This is a genomic window from Imperialibacter sp. EC-SDR9 (genome assembly GCF_902498805.1).
Taxonomy (GTDB): Bacteria; Bacteroidota; Bacteroidia; order Cytophagales; family Cyclobacteriaceae; genus Imperialibacter.
Genome location: NZ_LR701587.1, coordinates 33,197 through 53,745, shown reverse-complemented (window position 1 = coordinate 53,745; position 20,549 = coordinate 33,197). Strand labels below are relative to the sequence as shown.

The window sequence follows — 20,549 nt, the reverse complement described above, 5'->3', positions numbered from 1 at the left end:
ATTCGATTGCCAGAGCCATTATTTTATCAAATTGTAGTCACTGATAAGAAGTTGAGCGGAGAGGTTGAGCCGCTCCGCAAGGATTCTCACCATCTCAATCGTTAACTTTTTTCTTTTGTTGAGAATTTCGGATAACCTGCTTTTTCACCCAATAACACCCACGATGTTTTTTTGCTTTGCCTACATTTCCTCCATTCTGATCTTAATGGCCATTCAAATTATAAGAGATGCCTCATAAGATCAGTGATTGATCCAGACTTTATTAGGCAGATTGTTTGCATGCACAACAAAAGCGTCTAAATCTCCATCTCCATCTAAATCACCCAGGGAGCCCCCGACAATGGCCGAGCCACCCAAAGACTGCTCCGTATCGGTGAAGAACCCATTTCCATCATTGAACCATACCACACTGTTAAAGTAATTTGTCACAAAAATATCGAGGTCTCCATCGCCATTCAGGTCACCGAGAGATACATTTTGGCTAGTTAAGCCACCCAATGACTGGCTGCTTTCTGTTAAGGTTCCATGTCCGTTATTGAACCACACCTTATCAGGTTGGGAATTATTAACCACATAAGCATCAAGGTCGCCATCCATATCTAAATCGCCTAACGAAACGTCAAAGCTATAAGCGTTTCCTAATGATTGGCCGCTATTTGTGAATGCGCCGTTTCCATCATTAAGCCAGACTCTATCAGGTTCCTGATAATTAACAACAAAAGCATCCAAGTCGCCATCACCGTCCAAATCGCCTAGTGAAACATCGTTGCTTCTCGAATCTCCTAAAGATTGACCGCTGTCGGTGAATGAGCCAAATCCGTCATTGATCCACACTTTGTTACTTTTTGTACTAAATGTGGGGTGAAGATCGTTTGCTACAAATGCATCCAAATCCCCGTCTCCATCCAGGTCTCCAAGTGCAACACCCAAACTCTTTTCAATTCCCAGTTCCTGGCCGCTGTCGGTGAAGTTGCCACTACCGTCATTCGTCCATATTTTGTTCGGTTGGGTGCTGTTTACCTCAAAGGCATCTAAATCTCCGTCTGAATCCAGGTCACCTAAGGCTACGGCATAACTGTTCGAAGTTCCTAATAACTGACCACTGTCGGTGAACGATCCATCACCATTATTAACCCAGATCTTGTTGGGTTGCCCTACATTTACTACGAAGGCATCCAGGTCGCCATCCCCATCCAAATCTCCCAGCGCCACATTTTGGCTTTGCGAACTACCTAACGCCTGTCCACTATCGATAAAGAACCCTGAAGGTAGGTCGGAAGGCTTATCCGACACCAACTCAACAGTTAACGGACTTGATTCGTAATGCGCCAAACTGTCTCTGGTAAAAGTGTAATTGAAGGTGGCATATCCTTCACGTTCAATTGTCAGTTCATAAGCAGGGTATCCATCTCTGATTACTACTGAATTATTGGCAATTGCTTCTATGTGCTGATGGAATACGAAAGTGTCGCTCTCTACTGTTAATTCTGCACTTAAAAGCTCCTCAAGTTTGCCCTTCTCAGACACATTAATATAAAATCTGAACAGGTTCACCAAAGACAAATCAAACCCTACCAGGCCAAAGTCTTCAAGTTCCAAATCTTCGGTTGACACTACTTCCACCTGCAAGTCGAGAATTTCGTCCCGGCTTATCACAAACTCAATCGGCAATGGATCACCTACATTTTGCGCCTGAAGAGAGCCCTCTTCGGGGGTCGCATATATTATATTGCTATCGACATCCAACACTAAGAATTCAGTTAAGGAATAACTGCCGACCGGAAGGCTTATTTTTTGGCTGATAAATTCACCGTTTAATTGGTATAGCTCTATTTTAGACGTTGAATACGGAGTCGATGAGCCATCGTCCTTTTTGATTGTAATCAAAATAAAAGCGGCATCGTTCAAGTCCAGTAATCTTCCGCTTCCCGACTTGTTGCCAAATTTAGGACTGAAACTAATTTCTCCAACACCATGAGGTTGCCCGGAATCATCGCCGCTACATCCAGTAATAGCGCTTATAAAGATGAATAGCCCTAAAAGTTTTGTAGTTGAATATTTTATCATAAAAAATATCTTGTGACTGTATTAATTGAATTTTCTCTCTTCCGAGAAACACAACATCGAAGATTTCTTCCTTCAAATTAAATCAGCAGTTTCTTAAAACGAACCAATATACACAACTGATCAAATATATTTACCTAATAACAATTATTTAGTCATATATTAAAATACAGAAATCAACCACTCTAACCGGCATTCATCATTCCCCGATAGTAAAATTAGAGATGGCGAACCTGCATCACACTTTATATTGTCTGCCTGCATCTGATTCTCTTAACTTTTGGTAACATAAGAAATAGGTTCAAATCCCTAATGCGCTAGCAGTTACCACAACAACATCATCTCGATGGCAAGTTATTTTGTTAATGCTAAGACAAAGTGTGGGCGTTTCAGAAACAGGAATGAGCCGAGGTGGAACCCGACGCTGAAACGGATTCACACAGCAAAACACATGGTCTGCTCGGCGGTAGATTCGGGGGATTTCTCATTGCGCTATCGATCCATTCGAAATGATGGCGTTGTGGAGGCTTTTGCGGCGAGGCTACCACGCAATCACGCTACCCCACCGCATCCAGCACCAGCACCCAGTCCATCCCCTCTCCTTTGGAGGGAGGCATAAACGCCATTTCGGGCTGTTTCTCCATTTTCACGGCAGTGGTCATTTCACCCGTGCGGGGATTGAACCACGAAACATTCAATGAGGCTCCTTTCAGGCTGGTGGTATTGAGGTTAAGCACTCTACCAAATGGCGTGTAAACAAAAGCAAAGGCACCTTTCGACGATCGGTTGGCGCTGATGTAGTAGCCTTGCATCGGGTCATTCTCTCCCAGCACCATCGACTGATCAGGAATTCGCTCCAGCATGGGCCGGGACTCCACCAGTTTGCGCACATAGCCCATTTGCCTGCCTCCCGTTAGCTCCAGCGACTCTTTCCAGGTGTGTTGCGGCGAGTTCACAGGCTCCCGGCTTTCATCATACATCTGCCACACAGCGTGACTCCCATAGGTATGCCCTGCCGCTCCTGCAAATACCTGCCAGTAAGCCAGCTTGCGCACGTTGTCGGCATTGGACACGCCGTGCTCTTTTATATTGAAGCAGAGAGGGTGCTCCTCGTAAAGCGGCTCTCCGTCTAGCGTCGGCTTCGTGGGTGTCAGGTTGTAATCCCATGTGATTTTCTCGTGGCGGTTGTTTTCGTAGCAGTGACCGGTTTGGTGCATGTTAAAGTCGAGCCACTGCTCCCGGTGAAACCAGGTAGACGAACCGCCGTTTTGGTGCGGCTGCGGATGGTAGGTCATCAGACCTTTGTCGTACCCTCCCACACCTTTTGCAACACCCTCCGCCATGGCATTCCACACGGCTACATCTGCTTCGTTTCTGGGGTTCCTATCGCCACCCAATATCCAGATGATGTTCCATTGGTCTTTGTACCGCTTGCCAATGTATTCGCCGTAAATGGCGGCATTCTTCTCGTTAAATATCTCGGGCCCTGTCCCCCAGTTATTCTTAAAAAGCTTGTCGCCCCAGGTTGGTAACAGTCCGATAAATAGTCCCATTTCAGCCGCTTTTTGGATCACCCAATCCACATCTTTGAAGTAAGCCTCGTTGGGCTTGGTGGGATCATTGTCAACCAACGGTTTGTTGCCTTGCGCATTGGGCGTGTTCAGTCCATCCAGCTCAGCCAGCACCACGGCCTGGATCACCGTATACCCCTGCTCCTTCCTTTTTTGCAGGTAATAGTCAGTGTCTTCACGATTGAGCCTGTGAAATAGCTCCCAGGCGGTGTCGCCCAGGTAAAAGAAGGGGCTTCCATCAGAATAGACCAGAAATCGCTGGCTGTCGGATACTTTTAACGGGAGTTGTTTGACCTGACCGTAAGCCTGGACACTCAGGCCGAGGAAAAAGAGAATCAGAAGGCGCATAGGATATAAAGTTTGGGTTTGAATTTACAAATTCCTCCCAACTATTGGCTACCCTGCGTCAAAACGCAAAACAATATGTTAAAACACCAGCAACGGCACGTTGGCGTGATAGGCCATGTCTTCCGTGTGGCTCTTTCTGAAAAGGTCCTTTATTGTCGACCTTGTATTCCTGCGCATCACCAGCATGGACTCCTCAAAGTCGGTTTCTCAATCCAGAGCTTTAATGAGCTCTAATAGTTCTTTTTCGGAGATATTATCCTGCTCAGATTTGTCATAGATGTAAATCAGATAGACAGTAGTATCAGTGACATGAAGGTGGGTAATCACTCTGGAACCACCAGATTTACCTTTTCCTTTAGACTTTATAGAGAGGCGTATTTTGTAGCAGTTATGCTTGATGGAAGTCCCAAGAGTAGGATCAGCTTCCAAAGCAAAAATCAGGTCGTGAAGCTCTTGCTTTAAGGAAGGATATTTTTTTAGTAAAGCTTTGGCCTTGCGCTTGAATTTGGAGGTAAGCTCAATCTTCAAGTTCATTGAGGAAATCTTTCGCAGATTGTAGCTTCAATTTACCTTCCTTGGTCAGTTTTACCTCGTCAATCGCTTCTTTAAACTCCTGCAGAAACTCAGCTTTAGACTCTGTAAGGGTGGTAGCCTTTACGAAAGAGAAGTTTTTGAGCACCTCCATGAAGAAAGCAGATTTATTATCTTTTATTTCCAGTAACACTTTCATATTCTGTAAGAATTAAGAGCTGTAAGCTCTTTGTGTATCATTATCCCCTAACGAATCATCAACTATTTTGAATAAACAGGCCTTTTTTCTTTTGGGTAAAGTTGCAATAAATGGCACTTTAACCAAAATATGTGCGATATGTCTTTCACTACCGTCATATCTATCAGTAGTTACTAGCAATATCGTTGACAAAAATAGACGATTAAAAAGTCTCAATCAATTTTTAAAAAGTCTCGTTACGTCTGTACTAAAAAATCTACAGCAAGTGTTATTAGCCGCAGAAGGGCAATGAAAAACCCACGTAGAAACCTCATCAGAAATTTTACTTCAACCAGCGCTAGTAATCCACATTAGCCGAAACTGACCGGATGGAGAAAAAATATTACTTTCAATACACCAACATCGGCACATTGGCGTGATACGCCACATCTTCCGTATGACTCTTTCTGAACAGGTCCTTTATGGTTGATCTTGCACTTCTGCGCATCACGAGCAGGCTCCCGGGGTTTTTGCCAAGGTAGTGCTCAATGCCTTCGAAATAGTCGTCGTAATTACTAGAATAGTAACTGACATCGGCCTGAAAGATTTTTTCCTCTGCAAAGTCCTTCATGCCTCTCCATTTCAGCTCAAAGTCCTTTGTCTCCTCCTCTTTGATGTGCGCAATCACAATGCCCAACCCCAGCTTGCCAGCCAGGTCGTCCACGCTTTCCAGCAGGGCAATATCCTTGTCTTTCAGGCTTGTAGCAAAAACCAGGTTCTTCAGCTTTCCAAAGTCAGCTTTCGGCGGAATCACCAAAACAGGCTTCACCGACTTGTGTATCACATCAGCTGTACGGCTGCCCAGGAAAAATCGTCTAAGGCCACTGGCTCCCATGGTAGGCATGAGCACCAGGTCGGCAGCATACTGCCTGGTTGCTCTCAATATGCCTTCCGATACCTCACCCTCCAGAATATGCATGTCGAGATTCAACTCATCGGCAGAGGTAGTAGTCTGATAAAGCTCTTCAACGAGGGCTTTGAGTTGCGCTCGGGCCTGCTTTTCCATTGCCTTTTTGTTTTCTTCCTGTCGGGAAGCAAAATCATAGGGTACCTCCAGCGTGTGAATGAGACTCATATGCGCCTTCAGTTTCTGCTGAAGAGACATGGCGAAATGCAACGCTGTTTTAGAGTTGTCAGAAAAATCGAATGGCAAAAGCAGTTCTCTTATCATGGGCTAAAAATTAGTGCGAAAAGTTAGATATTCCGTATTCAATAAACATCTTCAGACGATCAATAATTCATTAAATTTCAATATCAGCGCTGTCTGCGTTGGTTTTGTCTTCTGGCAAGCCTAAATTTATCATGTGCAGAAATTTGGCTCGAACGCATTAGAAAATACGAGTCGATGCGAAAAGAAATGAGTGTGGGATCATGAGTGAGAAAGAGATCAAAGAGCTGGTAAAAAAGGCCGTCGACGATGGGCTGTCCATCCTCCGCTATCAGGAGGAGCGGGTAGAACAGGAGGAGATTGCTGACCCGTTCTCTTTCTACGAGCAGTTTCCCTTTTTACAGTGGTCAAAAAACGGACTGCCGGACTTTAGCTACTCTTCCGTGGCCAAAATCAAGTACAGCAACCTTTTTCTGAGAGGCAACCGATACAACGATATACAGTCGTGGAAGACTTTGCAGCAAGGGCTGCTCAACAACAAGGACTATGTGACCTTCTATGGCCTGACCGCCGAAGAGGAAGTGGCCAGAAACTACCACACCTACTTTTTCATCGCTGACCTCATCGATCATTATGCGCATGTGTATGGAAAGCTGGAGTACCATGAAAAAGCGTTTGAGCCGGTATTCCAATCGTGGTATGGTGCCTGGTCGAAAAGTGAGCTAAAGGTAGATGTGTGGGTGCCCGTCTTGTTTCTTCACTTTCCGGTTGGGGAGGTGGAGCTGGGCCCGGGGCTTGCACTGCGACAAATCGACGATGCACGTCAGCTGAGCAAGGCTTATTTTGGCAGGCACCTCAACTCCAAGCTACAGCAGGTTTTTGCCTCAGCCACCCATGCGCTGGTTTTTGAAGACTGGGTGGTAGACAATACTTCCCTTGAGGCCAGAAACGACTTCCTGAACGACCCCAATGCCTTTTCTGATATCATTGACCACCTGGATTACCTCATGGGTTCGCTTAGAGTGGTGACCGGAGAGGACACCGGCTATGGACAGCTCCTGGTGTTTCCAGCGTGTTGGTCCGACCAATGGGCCGCCGATTTGCTGCCCTGCTTCCCTATCGAACAGCACGATTTTCCGGCCTCTTTCCTCAACCAAAAATGGAAGCAAACGCCACCTAAAGTCAAAGAAAAAGACATTCAGGACATAGCGGATATTTACAAGTCGCTCTCGAAAGGTGGCCGAAAAAGCCTGGAAGTTGGTGTGCAGAAGCTTAACAGCATCTACCTGAACGACCAGTCGCCGGAGAGCATGATCGACATACTGACAGCGCTGGAAGCACTGCTGCTGGACGAAGTGCATGGTGATCCCGTGTACAAACTATCCATGCGGCTGGGCTCTTTGCTGCAAATAGCCCCGTTCTCCCGAAAAGAGGCCAACGATATTTTTAAGGTGGTGGAAGCCCTGTACAAATACAAGCTTAGCATACTAAAAGGCAGCAGTCACCTCAACGGCAAGGAGCGAAAGATCAGCTTTTATCCCAAAAAGAAAATTGACGTCGTCAGCTTCGGCACCGACCTGCTGCGCCACATCTTACTTACCTTCTTCAAAAACCCTGAGATGCAGGAGCCTGCCTATTTGGACAGGATGCTGATAAAGGGGGGGTAAGGTTACTCGGTTCTCAAAGCATCTACCGGGTTGGTCCAAGCTGCTTTTACCGACTGAGAACTAATGGTCAAAAAAGCCACTGCCAACGCCGCCAGACCGGGAAGCACGAGCATCCACCAATGCACACTAATCCGATAGGCAAAACCTTGCAGCCATTGGTCAACTAACCACCAACCGAACGGTAAAGCTATCAGGTAGCCGATCGTCACCATCTTGATGAACCTGAAAGCAAACAGCGAAACAATATGGGCCGTACTGGCTCCCAGAACTTTACGTATGCCCACCTCTTTGGCACGTTGCTGCGTACTAAAGGCCGCAAGGCCAAACAGACCGAGGCAGGCTATCAAAAGCGCTATTACGGTGAAAAAGCCAAATATTTCGCCCTGTCGAATATCTGCCTTATAAAGTTTATCAAAATTATCGTCCAGGAATTCGTAGTCGAAGGGAAGGGAAGAGTATTTACGAAATGTTTCCTCCAGAGAAACCACAGTTGCAGGAAGGTCTCCTGGCATAACCTTTACAGAAATGTAGCGGAAATTCTCCCTCAGTTCTACCAGTAGTGGAGCAATCGTCATGTGCATTGAATGCATGTGAAAATCTTTGATCACCCCCACAATGGTCTTGTCACCCTCCCAGCCAGATGTAAAGGTCTTTCCCACCGCTTCGTCAACAGACCACCCAAACTCCCGGCAGGCCGCTTCGTTCACAACAATATTTTTGGAGGATTGATCAAGCGCATACTCAGGTGACAATGTCCTTCCTGCAATCAGCTCCATGCCAAATACTTTCAGGTAGTTTTCGTCGGTTCTCAGCTGATAAATGGTATGATCATAATCAGTCTCTTTCCCTTCCTCCTTCAGGCTAACCACGTTACTCTGCTCTACATTAGTCGGAAGGTTCTGAGAAACAGTGACAGCCACCACTTTCGGATTTGCCAGCCAGTCTGCTTTTATGGCCTCAAAGCTGTCTCTTACATTACCATCATAAGACCTGATGGTAAAAACATTCTCTTTTTCAAATCCAAGTTCCTTTTCGCTAATAAACTTAAACTGAGCATAAGCCACAAGGCTACAGATAATCATGGCAACAGAAATAGCATACTGCCCGATGATCAAACCTTTTTGCAGACGAATTCCAGAATCAGACGCATTCATTTTCCCTTTCAGCACCTTTACTGGCACAAGCGACGACATAAACAAGGCGGGGTAACTGCCGGATAGTATACCTACAATAATAACCAACAGCAACAAACCGGGGGCTAGCATAATAAAGTCACCCATGTTGAACACCAGCGTCCTGTCGACCATCTGCCCGAAGTATGGCAAAAAGGCCGGTAGCAATAGTGCAGCCACTGCCAACGCAGCGAGAGTAACAAATACCGACTCACCTAGGAATTGCATCACCAGCTGCCATTTGTGAGCGCCAATTACCTTCCGCAACCCGACTTCCTTTGCTCTGCCAATAGATCGGGCAATGGCCAAATTCATGTAGTTGACGCACGCAAGTATCAGAATCAATGCAGCTATCATTGAAAAAAGTGCCAGCTGCGCAGGGTTTCCTCTTGGGCCAAGATCGAAATTGACCGCCGTTTGCAAATGCCATTCCGTGATTGGCTGGATCAAGTAAGTCGGGTAGTCGTCGTAGGCCCATCGTTGTTTCAGAAGCTCCGGCATCTTGGCCTGTAGTCCAACAGCATCGGCACCTTCTTTCACCTTCAGAAAAGAGTAAAATGCATTTCCCTCCCACTTTTCCTTTGCTTTATCGTCCAGATAGTACTGATCTGCCTCAAGGCTCCAAACATGCGTAAACTGCAGCGTGGAGTTGAGAGGCGGATCCTGAATAATAGCGGTCACCTGAACCTTTCGGCCATCCAAAGTTAACGACGTTCCCATAACGTCATCGCTTCCAAAAAGCTTTTGGGCCAGCGACTCGGTCAGCACTATGCTTTCTGGAATCAAGAGTGCGCTCTCCGCATCCCCTCTTAAAAAATTGAAGCCAAACACCTTAAAAAATTGAGGATCCGCAGAGATTCCCTTTTCCAGATAGCTTACCTCTCCCATTGTGATAATTCGGGTTGGTGCCTGTAGCGAAGTAGCCGCTTCCACCTCCGGAAAATCACTCATGAGTGTTTCAGCGAACCCAGCTGGCATTACGGCAAAGTAATCGCTACCCATAAAAGGGTTGAATGTTTGTTGTTGATAAGTCCGGTATATTCTTTTTGAGTCAGGATAAAACCTGTCAAACGACAGCTCGTGCCTGACATACAAAAAAATTAGAATAAAGGTGGTGAGGCTAAGCGCCAATCCGCCAACATTAATGGCGGTATAGAGCTTTTGGCGCAGCATACTGCGCCAGCCCACTTTCACATAGTTTTTGAACATACCGAACTGATTCATGCGATAACTGCCTCCAATGGGTTTAATAATTGCTGGTCTGAAAAGTCTGATCACATCAAGAGTAAAAAGCCACCTGGCTTTTGTCGGGCCATTACCAATAATCCTGGCGTCAAATCGTTCCAGCAAATCGCCTTCAATATCCTCCTGGTAATCCGGATGGCAGAACCAGCGAAAAAAACGGAGGGGCAGTTTGGGTGGATGGTGCCTATTCATCTCTCAAAGCATTGATTGGATTGGCTGTGGCCGCCTTCATTACCTGCGTACTGATACTCACAAAAGAGATGACCAATAACAGGGCGACAGGTGCTACGATAGCAGTGAGACTGACCGACGTTCTCAAAATATAGCCTTCAAGCCACTTGTGCATGAGCAGATAGGCCACCGGCGATCCTGTTAGAACAGCAACGGAAAGCTGCCCTACATAGCCCCTGCAAAAGAGGTTAACAATGCTGGCCACAGATGCGCCAAATACTTTCCTGATGCCCACTTCTCTTTTCTTTTTTCTCACAACGAACATAGACATACCGAAAAGCCCGAGGGAGGCTACGAAAACGGAGATGGCGGTAAAAGCGCTAAATAGCTGGCTGAACCTAATATCCTCTTGATAGTTGCTATTGAATTGTTCATCAAGAAAGTAGTATTCGAACACCTGGTCGGGGTGCACCTCGTCCCAAATGCGCTCGATTTGCGCCAGGCACGCAGCCAATTCCTGATAATTGGAGTAGGAGGCAGAGTCTATCCTAATGGAAGCGTTCCCCCGGAATGGATTAAATTCGAAGGTCATGGGCTGAATCTTCTCCTTGATCGAATTTTGATGAAAGTCTTCCACTACACCGAGTACTTTGAGTGTCCTGTCTTCGTTTTCGGGTATAATGATCGTTTGTCCGATAGCCTCCTCAGGACTTGAGCATCCCATCGCCAGGGCCGTTGACCGGTTGATAAGTATACTTCGCCTATTGGCCCAAAACTTGGCTTTTGAAAAGTCTTCCCCAGCGATGATTTTTGCCCCATAGTAAGCCATGTAGCTGGCGTCAACGCCAATGAGGTTTGCACTAACAGTGATGTTCTTTCCTTCTATGTTGAAGTAGATATCCTGCCCATTTCCCTGTCCGGGCACTTGTGTGGAAGACGTCACACCACGGGTAAAAGAAAGGTTAGCCACACCTTCCTTGAATGCCTGATGTCTTTTCACTTTGTCATCCGCTCCGTCTTTCGCCGACTTCACAATCAAGGTTTGATCAAGGGTGATCCCCAGCGGTTGATTTTTCAGGAAACGCATCTGATCTGAAATCACAAATATTCCGGTGATGAGAATAATCGAAATACTGAATTGCACCACGACCAGCACTTTCCGAAAGCCAACGCCTTTTGTGTTATTAAGCACCCGTCCTTTGATAGACCGTATCGGATCAAGACTGGATAAAATAAGTGCTGGATAGGAAGAGGCAACTAACGCTCCAAAAAGGAATAATAAAAGGAACAACCAGTTAATGGGCGTGGGGTCACCGAAAAGGGGCAACAGTTTCCCATTAGTATAAGTCTGAATGAATGGATAGAGCAGCCAAACGATTAGCACGGCAGCGGCCAATGCCAGCAAGTTGATGGTCATGCCCTCAAAAATAAACTGACGAACAATCTCACGTTTCTCAGAACCCAGCACCTTTCTAATACCCGTTTCTTTGTACCGACTCATAGATTGGGCACTTGTTAGGTTAATAAAATTGATCCAGGTGATCAAAAGAATAAAAAAACCTACCAGCGACAGCATGATTTCCATTTCGGAAAGTCGAACGTCACTCAATGGAATCAATGCGAGTTTAACCTGCCTTCCATCGGCCTTTATTTGTTCCACATCGTTTATGTCCGTTGCTATTTTGGACGCCAATTCTGTTGGGTTGGCCTCCTCAGTGAGGAGAAGATAAGTCGGATAATTTGCAAAACCCCATTGATCATAATTATTGAAACCGATGGTAGATTTCAGAAAATCAAACCTGAACCTGGAATAGACAGGCACGTCTTCAATGACGGCGGTAACATGTAGCGTATTCTCCGCACCCCAGGCTGTGGTCGTCTTCATTGCCTTTCCGAATGCCTTCGCATCGCCAAAATATTTTTTCGCAACCGACCTGGTAATCACAACGGAATTGGGTTGCGATAAAGCGGTTGTGGGATCTCCTTCAATAAATTGAAAAGAGAACATTTGGGTAAAATCAGGGTCGGCCGAGAACATATTTCGCTCATTAAACTTCACCAATGATCCGCTTTCATCTGCTACGGTTACCTGCTTCTCAACGTCTCTGCTGTAGAGGGTCGCCATCCTCACTTCGGGGTATTGCTCCTTCGCCATGGCTGCAGTTTCCCAGTAGGTGCTGTGTTGATAACTCGTGGCAATGCCATTTTTTGTTTCCGTTTGATCAATCTCAACTATGATATCCTTGTTTTGATGAAATTGATCATACCTGAAGGAAAAGCCCACATACTTGGCGAGTATCAAAGCCGCCACCATGCCAATGGCAAGGCCTGATAAGTTAACGGCCGAAAAAGCCTTGTTACGTAGAAAATTCCGGTAGGTGACTTTCGAGTAATGATAGAGCATAGCTTGTTTACTTAATTTGTTAGTCGGCTTGAATGGCCTGAAAATACCTGGCCTGCACAGCCTGAGTACCTCTAATGTGAAAATCCAATTCGCTTTGGTTATCCCTAGCTCCTCCACCCTCTTCTCAAACCTTTCCACCAAATCACCCTCAATATCTTCCAGGTAATCCGGGTGGCAGAACCAGCGTAAGAAGCGAAAGGGGAGTTTCGGTGGGTGGTGCTCATTCATCTCTCAAAGCATCAATTGGATTTCTAAAAGCTGCAGCCACCGCCTGATAAGTAATGGCAAGTGTCGCTATCACGGCCACCAGAACACCTCCGGGCAGGAGCTGCCAAACAGAAAGGGTAATCCTGTACGAAAAGATCTGAAGCCACTGGTCCATGCCCAGCCAGGTCAGCGGGGCAGCTACCAAAAAGGCAATAAACACGTAAACAGCGAGGTCTTTCATTAGCAAGCCAATGATGTGCCGGGGTGCCGCACCATGCACTTTTCTGATACCAATCTCCTTCGTTTTTCGCTCAATAGTGAATGTTATAATGGCCAGCAGACCAAAGCACGACATCACGAGAGCTATCACCCCAAAGCCGGCAAAAACCTCCCCCGTCCTGGCATGAGCAGCATGTTGCGTTGCGTACCTATCGGTTAAAAACTCGTAGTTGAACAAGCTCGCTGGGTTTAATCGCTCGAATGATTCTCCGATGAAAGCCAAAGCCCGGGTATTATCGTTACCAGTTAGTCTGATGTAGAGATCACCTGAGTTTCCGTTGAAGATGAACAGAGGCTCAATGGCTTTGGTGAGGCCCCAGTAATTGAAGTTCTTCACTACACCTATGATCTTCACTTCCTGACCTCTGGGCAATTTCACAGTTTTACCAATTGGCGAAGTCAGTCCCATTTTTTCTGCCGCCTCCTGATTGATCACTACCGACTGCTCATCGGCATAACCCTCTTCATAAAACCTCCCATCGGCCATTGCTATACCAAACGTCTCAACAAACTCACTGTCAGCAGTCATTGGTCTGACGGTTAGGGTGCCTTCCACCTCTTTTCCCTCCCAGTCGCCTATTTGCATATCAAAATAGATATATTCAAATGTCGAACGAGACATAGCGGTTATGTCGGGAGACTGATCCAATTCATTTTTCAGGGCTTCAACATTGTCTCTGTCTTGATCATCGATCTTTACAGTCACCAGGTTTTCTTTTGTGTAGCCGGGATCCCTTTCACGAATAAAAGTCAGCTGGTTTTGGAAGATCAGTGTGCCGGTGACCATGGCGATGCTAACGCAGAATTGAAACACCACCAACGATTTTCTCACTGAAAATCCGCCTGAGCTCTCGCTCCCTTTTTTCTTGATCATTGCCAGTGGCTTCGACGAGTTGATCAGCAAGGCAGGAACAGTCGAGATGATAAGAAGCAGGGTTACAATAAATGCCACCATGAGTGCGACTACTTCCTGGTGGCTAATGACGGATCCCACAATTGAGATTGGTATGCCAAAATAGCTTCCCAACAGGCTCAGTAAAATAATGGCCACAACGCTCCCAAGGATCATGTTCAAAAGTCCCTCGACAAAATACCTGTGCATGGTGTGCCATGGATTGGCGCCGAGTATTCTTTCTAACCCTGCCTGCCGAAACTGCGAGATAAACCGGGAGGTGGTGAGACTTATGTAGTTCACGCAGGTGAGAGTAAAGATGAGCAGCCCTGCAATAGAAAATATCCAAACATACCGAATGTCGCCGCTTCTGGGAAAAAAGGGAGTCATCCTGTCGTGAAAGTAGATATCGGGTAGTGCGATAAGCTCACTTGACCAATGCGGCTTTTCGATCTTGTCGTAGAGCGTTTTGAGTCCGTTTGATTTCGAAAGCAGGGACGATGCAGTGGCTTGGCCATCAAGCTCAATAAAAGTGGCACAAAACCAGGCACCCCAGGCCCTGCTCTCATCCTGACTGGCGACTTGCTCAAACGGAAGGATAAAATCGAATTGAAAAGATGAATTTTGTGGCAGATCGGCTAAGACCGCTGATACCTGGTAGGTATCTGAGTTTCCAACCGTCACCAACTCTCCGATGGCCTCAGCACCGTCGAATAATTTGTCTGCCAGGGCTTGCGTCAAAATCACAGAATTGCCAGAAAACCCTGAGCTATTACCATATGCAAATGGGAAATCAAACATGCTAAAAAAAGCAGCGTCTGTTTTTGCTCCTCTCCCATTGAGTTGTTTCTCTCCTGCTTTAATAGCTTCCGGCTCACTGCGGAAAGTATATCGGGAGGCGTTCACTACTTCCGAATATTCCTGTTTTAATGCTTCGGCCAGTAGTCCGGGCGTCACCACGCTTTTCTCATACTGCCGAAGGATAAGCTCGACCTGGAATATCCTGTCGGCCTTAGCATGAAACCTGTCAAAGCTCAACTCATTGGCCACCCAAAGAAAAATACCAAGAGTGCAGGCGAGCCCCAGTCCTAGCCCCAGCACGCTCAGCGTTGAGAAAGCTTTGTTCTTTTTCATGCCTCTGAAGGCGAGTTTCAAATGGTTAGAAAACATTCCGTCATAAATCTGCTGCATTCCTGATATTGGTTTCATGAGCGTTGGTTTTAATAATTGCAAGACATCCCACACAAAAAGCCACCTGGCTTGCCTTTTTCCTTTCTCCTCCACCCTCTTCTCAAACCGCTCCACCAAATCACCCTCAATATCCTCCCGGTAATCCGGGTGGCAGAACCATTGGAAGAAGCGGAGGGGGAGTTTTGGTGGGTGGTGCCTATTCATCTCTCAGCGCATGGATAGGGTTCGCAAGTGCCGCTTTCAGCACCTGGCTAGCGATGATCACAATAGATAAAATAACCACCACGGAGATAGCAATAGCAAAAAGCCACCAGGCCACATCGATCCGGTAGGCGAACCCTTCGAGCCAGCTGCTCAGCCCAAAGAACGTGACTGGTACCGCCAGCGCCGAAGCGACCAGCACAAGAAGGAGAAAATCCTTCGACAAAAGCCCCAGCAAGCTGGAAGGTGAAGCACCCAGAATTTTTCTGATGCCTATTTCTTTGGCTCTCTGTTGCGTATCAAGCGCCGACAAACCGAGCAACCCAAGTACTGACAGCATCAAAGCAATGGACGCAAAAATCAGCACGAGTTTACCAAAGCGATCCTCTGATTGATATTGAGCCTGATAAGCCTGGTCAGCAAATGAATAACTAAAGGGCCGCTTAGGGCCAAAGTCGCCCCACTTTTCTTCCAACTTGTCGACAATGTCGTGCATATTGCTGCCCGAAACATCCAGGGTAAGGAACATGAATCTTGAAGGATCTATCTGCAGGGCAAGAGGTTCTATTTTCTCTTTCAGCGACTTGAAATGGAAATCTTTTACCACCCCAATGATCGTCCCTTTCCACCAGTTTTTTTGGTCAAAAGGCTTACCGATCACCTCCGCAGGATCGGCATAGCCAAGGGTTCTCACAGCAGTCTCATTGAGAACAATGGCCTTTCTAATATCTGACTGTAGCTCTTGCTGAAAAGCCCTGCCAGCCACTATTTGCATCTTGTACTGATCGATAAAATCATAGTCTATCCGGTACAGATCGGAAACAAAACTGGTTATTGTACCATCTGCCCCAGGCACTAAGAAGTTGTATCTGCGACAGGTGCTTCCAGGCACGCACGACGACATACTGACGGCGGTAACACCAGGTATAGCCAGTATTTCCTGCTTGACCATCTTCTCATTTTCCTTAATGTTTTTGTCCATGTAAAAATCAAGCACCAGCTTCTGTTCCTTCGAGTAGCCAAGCTCCTTGTTTTGCATAAAGTGAAGCTGCCGGTAAACACCCAGCGTAGAGGCGATCAACATCACCGAAAAGAAGAACTGGGAAACAACCAGCGATTTTCTGATGGCATGACCATTGCTCCCTGATTTCACTTTGCCCTTCAGTCCACTGACCGGGTCGAAGCCAGACAGAAAAAATGCAGGGTAAATACCTGCTAGAAGGCCCACGCCCACTGTCAAGGCGAGCAGGCTGCCAACAAAGCCGAGGTGGTTAAATATGTTGGTGCTGATAGGCTTGCCCACCAGTTGGTTGAAGAAAGGGGAAAACAGCACAAACAGCGCCAGGGCAAGTGTGAAAGCCACAAGAGAAAGAAAGACAGCATCTGCAAGAAACTGAAACAACAGTTGGCGCTTGGCAGCACCCAACACTTTTCTCACGCTGATTTCTTTGGCACGGTTGAGCGAAAGTGCCGTCGACAGGTTCACAAAATTGAAGCCTGCGATAGACAACACCAGCAGCGCCACTATCGCCAGAATATAAACATTGTTGATGCTGCCGGTAACAGATGATCCTGTCCTGAATCCCCGAGCCTCAGCACGTAAATACAGGTCGGTCAGAGGCTCAACAGACATGTGGAAAGTGGCCTGCTCTTTATCAACCTTACCTGCCACAAAATCGGTAAGCTCCTGGTTAAAGCTGGCAATGGGTGGCTTGTTTTTGAGGAGCAAATAAGTATAGGTACCGAAAGCATTCCAGTTGTCTTTCATTCCCGGGTTCCAAACCTCTGTTAGCAGCTTCATCGAAAGGAATATGTCAGTCCGGAAATGGGAGTTGTAAGGCATGTCTTTCATCACACCTACCACATACACATTCGTGCTCCCATCAAGCGTAAGCTGCTTGCCCAGGCAGTCGGTGGTACCGAAGTACTTGGTTGCAGCAGTTTCCGAAAGCACAGCGTCGTAAGGTGCGTCGAGTACCGTTGCTGAATTACTGGCTACCAGTGGCAGTGTGAATACTGAAAAAACAGATGCATCGGCATAAGCCAGGTCTTCCCGCATGAAAGTTTCCGGGTCGGATTGCACGATCATGTAGTCCAGAAACACCCTGGAGTAATCTGCCACCTCGGGAAAGTTGGCCGCTACTGCCGGCGCCATGGGGAGCGATGAACTTTCAAGCCTGGGGCCGTTCGGCGTTTGCACATCCGTCACCAGCCTGTATATCTGCTCACTATTTTCATGGTACTTATCATAACTCAACTCAAACTCCACAAACAGCAGCGCAAAAAAGCAGACCAGAATACCCGTAGTTAGCCCTATAAGGTTGATAAATGTAAATGCCTTATGGCTTTTCAGGTACCTCAGCGTAATCTTGATATGGTTCTTCAGTATTCCATAATGGTTTAGTCGTTGTGCCCCTTCCATTGGCCGTACAATGTCAGGCCTTAATAGTTTCAAAACCTCCAGCACAAAAAAGACTTTGGCAGCAAATGCTCCCTTCTCCTCCACCCTTTTTTCAAATCGCTCTGTTAGGTCACCTTCAATATCTTCCTGACAATCCGGATGGCAGAACCAGCGGAAGAAGCGGAGGAGGAGTTGGGGTGGGTGGTTATTCATCTCTCAAGGCTTCTACAGGGTTGACCATCGCTGCCTTCATCGACCGGAAAACGGTAGTCAGCATGGCAATAACAATAGCAAGGGCTGTGGCCAGTACAAATGGCTCTGCGCCGATGGAGGTCCGATAAACGAAGCCGTCAATCCAACCGCTGATAAAGTAATAGGTCACAGGCCAGGCGATGAAGCTGGCAATCAAAAGCAGAACGATGAATTCCCTCGTTAGCAGGAAGGTGACACTGCCAATAGACGCCCCCAGCACTTTTCTGATCCCAATCTCTTTTGATTTTCGCTCGGCTGTGAAGGAGATGAGCCCAAAAGTGCCCAGCCCAGCAATGACAATGGCCAGCACGGTGAACATTTCGAAAATCTGCGTAAACTTCGCCTCTCCTTCATATTGTCGCCGTACGTCCTCGTCAACGAAAGAATAGCTGAAGTCTCTGTTGGTCACAAATTTGGAATATGTAGTTTCCAGGTGTGCCAGCGTTGCGGGAATATTGTTTCCGTCAATTTTGATGTATGACCATGCGTAGTACACCGGCGACATCACGAAGATGGTAGGCGGTATCCTCCTGTGCAGCGACTCGAAATGGAAGTCTTTCACCAGGCCTATGCAGGTATACCTATTGTCGTTCACCTCTATCCATTTCCCTATCGGGTCGTCCCATCCCAGCTGTGCGGCGGCGGCCTCATTCAGCACCACCGATGCGGTAACGTCTGAGGGAAAGTCTTTAGAAAACCCCCTCCCCTCCAGCATTTCCGCATCCACGAGGTCAAGAAAATCCGCATCGACCCTGATGATCTTGAGGGTTTTTCCTTCTTCTTCGTCAGCCTCCACATTTTGAGCCCGATAGGGTGCACTATTAGAAATCCATCCCGGCAACCTCATGTTAGCATAGCCTGCTCCACTGATAGAAGCATCCGCCAGCAGTTCATTTTTATAGGCGTTTAGCTGACTGCGGTCCATGGTTTGTAGGGGCACCGCCACCAGCAGGTCTTCGTTGATGCCCAATTCTTTGGTTTGCATGAACTTCAACTGCTTAAATACCACCGCCGTAGCGGCTATCAGGCCAATGGAAATGACGAACTGAACTACTACAAGCCCTTTGCGCAACAAATGGCTCTTCCGGTCATTCGATCGTCCCCCCTTGATGGTATTGATGGGCCGGAAAGCAGAAAGTACGAATGATGGATAAGCCCCGGCTATCACGCCAATGATCAGAAAAGACACAAATAGCGTGAACAGCACCGTGCCGTCAAACAATACGCTCCTGCTGATCGCCTTACCTGCGAACTCGTTGAAGGACGACAGTAGCAGGTGCGCAAATCCATAAGCCAGCACCAGCGCCAGCAGCGTCATGGTAAACGATTCAAACAAAAACTGTGTGATGAGGTTACCCCGTTTTGCGCCAAGCACTTTTCGCATACCCACCTCTCTGGCTCGCCGGAGTGACCGGGCCGTGGTCAGGTTCATGTAGTTGACACAGGCGATAAAAAGGATGAAAGCCGCTACTACCGCAAAAATATAAATGTGGGTAATGTTTCCATTGTCTTCCAGCTCCAACCCGAGGTTGGACGTCAGGTGGATGTCCTCAAGAGGCTGCAAAAAGAGCTTGAAATTCGCCGTGGTAAAGAAGCCCAGGTTGGCATTAATAAATTCGGGAAACCTTTCCTCAACAGCAGCAGGGTCTACGCCTTCGGTGAGCTTGACATACACCCGCTGCGAATCCCAACCAATATTGGTGAACAGTTCCTCGGGTGCCAGGCGTTTGAGCGATTCGCTGGAAACAAGAAAATCGAAATGAAAATGCGAGTTGGAAGGCATGTCTTTCATGACGCCCGACACCTGTAGTTGAAAAGCCCGGTCATCCACTTCAAACACTTTCCCCATGGGATCTTCATCCCCAAAATACCGTCTGGCCGTCGTTTCCGAAATCACCACTTTGTTGGCTCCCCGCAAAGCTGAAGCAGTGTTTCCGGCAACCAGGGGAAATGAGAATACATTGAAAAAATTCTCGTCGACGACAGCCATTGCTTCTTCATATATCCGCTTGTCGCCATACTCGACGATGTCCCTGTTTGTCATGATCCTCACCAACTCCTCTACCTCTCCAAAATTGGTTTCGATAAGCTCAGCCGTCCGCCAGGAATTGGAGGCGTAAGGCTCCCACCGGCCCTCCCGCATATAGGCTGATGCTACCCTGTAAGTGCGGTCGCCATCAGCATGAAATTTGTCATAGCTAAGCTCATCGCTGATGAACAGGTAAATCATCATGCAGCAGAGGAAACCCAGTACCAGACCAAAAGTATTGATAAGGCTGTAAGACTTTTCCTTCCTGAAAACCCTGACAGCAATCTTTAGATAATTGCGAAACATACCGTAATTGTTTATTTGAGTTTGACCTGTAAAATTCTTCATCAGCGAAGGCCTGAAAAGCTTTACTACCTCCAGTGCGAAAAACAATCCCGCCTTGCTTGCACCTTTTTTCTCTACCTTTTCAGCAAACCTTTCCAGCAAATCCCCTTCAATATCCTCCCGGTAATCCGGGTGGCAGAACCAGCGGAAAAAGCGGAGAAACAGCGATGGTGGAGTATGGTTATTCATTTCTGTTGCCTGACTCTATGATTTGAAATCATCATAAATCATCG

General features: G+C 47.0%; 11 protein-coding genes. 1 reads left to right on the top strand and 10 read right to left on the bottom strand.

Annotated elements, in window-relative coordinates; translation table 11 throughout:
* Positions 1 to 240: 240 nt before the first annotated feature.
* The 5 genes from GC130_RS15415 to GC130_RS15395 form a co-directional block, all read right to left on the bottom strand.
* On the bottom strand, positions 241 to 2,067 hold the full coding sequence (locus GC130_RS15415) for a VCBS repeat-containing protein (protein WP_151999231.1): 1,827 nt from the start codon (positions 2,065 to 2,067) through the stop codon (positions 241 to 243).
* 554 nt (positions 2,068 to 2,621) lie between these two features.
* Complete coding sequence (locus GC130_RS15410) at positions 2,622 to 3,983, bottom strand: glycoside hydrolase family 140 protein (protein WP_151999230.1); 1,362 nt, start codon at positions 3,981 to 3,983, stop codon at positions 2,622 to 2,624.
* Positions 3,984 to 4,190: 207 nt separating this feature from the next.
* A complete protein-coding gene (locus GC130_RS15405; protein WP_151999229.1) occupies positions 4,191 to 4,517 on the bottom strand; it encodes a type II toxin-antitoxin system RelE/ParE family toxin in 327 nt (108 codons plus the stop codon).
* Complete coding sequence (locus tag GC130_RS15400) at positions 4,501 to 4,713, bottom strand: hypothetical protein (protein WP_151999228.1); 213 nt, start codon at positions 4,711 to 4,713, stop codon at positions 4,501 to 4,503. Before GC130_RS15400 ends, GC130_RS15405 begins: the two co-directional genes overlap by 17 nt.
* A gap of 388 nt (positions 4,714 to 5,101) precedes the next feature.
* Positions 5,102 to 5,923, bottom strand: a complete 822-nt coding sequence (locus GC130_RS15395; protein WP_151999227.1) for a universal stress protein — start codon at positions 5,921 to 5,923, stop codon at positions 5,102 to 5,104.
* Positions 5,924 to 6,123: 200 nt separating this feature from the next.
* Between GC130_RS15395 and GC130_RS15390 the strand changes: the two genes are divergently transcribed.
* On the top strand, positions 6,124 to 7,527 hold the full coding sequence (locus GC130_RS15390) for a hypothetical protein (RefSeq protein WP_151999226.1): 1,404 nt from the start codon (positions 6,124 to 6,126) through the stop codon (positions 7,525 to 7,527).
* A 2-nt stretch (positions 7,528 to 7,529) separates the two neighbouring features.
* On the opposite strand, the gene GC130_RS15385 is transcribed toward GC130_RS15390, so the two are convergent.
* From GC130_RS15385 to GC130_RS15365, 5 genes are read right to left on the bottom strand one after another with little or no spacing between them, the layout of a single operon-like run.
* Complete coding sequence (locus tag GC130_RS15385; RefSeq protein ID WP_151999225.1) at positions 7,530 to 10,136, bottom strand: ABC transporter permease; 2,607 nt, start codon at positions 10,134 to 10,136, stop codon at positions 7,530 to 7,532.
* Positions 10,129 to 12,747 (bottom strand): FtsX-like permease family protein, encoded by a 2,619-nt coding sequence (locus tag GC130_RS15380; protein WP_151999224.1) that lies wholly within the window; start codon positions 12,745 to 12,747, stop codon positions 10,129 to 10,131. Before GC130_RS15380 ends, GC130_RS15385 begins: the two co-directional genes overlap by 8 nt.
* A complete protein-coding gene (locus GC130_RS15375; protein WP_151999223.1) occupies positions 12,740 to 15,292 on the bottom strand; it encodes an ABC transporter permease in 2,553 nt (850 codons plus the stop codon). Before GC130_RS15375 ends, GC130_RS15380 begins: the two co-directional genes overlap by 8 nt.
* Positions 15,285 to 17,903 carry an ABC transporter permease gene (locus GC130_RS15370; protein WP_151999222.1) on the bottom strand — a complete coding sequence of 873 codons (2,619 nt, stop codon included), beginning with the start codon at positions 17,901 to 17,903 and terminating at the stop codon, positions 15,285 to 15,287. Before GC130_RS15370 ends, GC130_RS15375 begins: the two co-directional genes overlap by 8 nt.
* On the bottom strand, positions 17,896 to 20,505 hold the full coding sequence (locus tag GC130_RS15365; protein WP_151999221.1) for an ABC transporter permease: 2,610 nt from the start codon (positions 20,503 to 20,505) through the stop codon (positions 17,896 to 17,898). The genes GC130_RS15370 and GC130_RS15365 overlap by 8 nt, the downstream gene beginning before the upstream one ends.
* Between the last annotated feature and the right edge of the window lie 44 nt (positions 20,506 to 20,549).

What these genes read in the sequence shown, in the direction of transcription:
- GC130_RS15415 (WP_151999231.1), bottom strand. Translation starts at nt 2,067, where the DNA reads ATGATAAAATATTCAACTACAAAACTTTTAGGGCTATTCATCTTTATA.
- GC130_RS15410 (WP_151999230.1), bottom strand. Translation starts at nt 3,983, where the DNA reads ATGCGCCTTCTGATTCTCTTTTTCCTCGGCCTGAGTGTCCAGGCTTAC.
- GC130_RS15405 (WP_151999229.1), bottom strand. Translation starts at nt 4,517, where the DNA reads ATGAACTTGAAGATTGAGCTTACCTCCAAATTCAAGCGCAAGGCCAAA.
- GC130_RS15400 (WP_151999228.1), bottom strand. Translation starts at nt 4,713, where the DNA reads ATGAAAGTGTTACTGGAAATAAAAGATAATAAATCTGCTTTCTTCATG.
- GC130_RS15395 (WP_151999227.1), bottom strand. Translation starts at nt 5,923, where the DNA reads ATGATAAGAGAACTGCTTTTGCCATTCGATTTTTCTGACAACTCTAAA.
- GC130_RS15390 (WP_151999226.1), top strand. Translation starts at nt 6,124, where the DNA reads ATGAGTGAGAAAGAGATCAAAGAGCTGGTAAAAAAGGCCGTCGACGAT.
- GC130_RS15385 (WP_151999225.1), bottom strand. Translation starts at nt 10,136, where the DNA reads ATGAATAGGCACCATCCACCCAAACTGCCCCTCCGTTTTTTTCGCTGG.
- GC130_RS15380 (WP_151999224.1), bottom strand. Translation starts at nt 12,747, where the DNA reads ATGAATGAGCACCACCCACCGAAACTCCCCTTTCGCTTCTTACGCTGG.
- GC130_RS15375 (WP_151999223.1), bottom strand. Translation starts at nt 15,292, where the DNA reads ATGAATAGGCACCACCCACCAAAACTCCCCCTCCGCTTCTTCCAATGG.
- GC130_RS15370 (WP_151999222.1), bottom strand. Translation starts at nt 17,903, where the DNA reads ATGAATAACCACCCACCCCAACTCCTCCTCCGCTTCTTCCGCTGGTTC.
- GC130_RS15365 (WP_151999221.1), bottom strand. Translation starts at nt 20,505, where the DNA reads ATGAATAACCATACTCCACCATCGCTGTTTCTCCGCTTTTTCCGCTGG.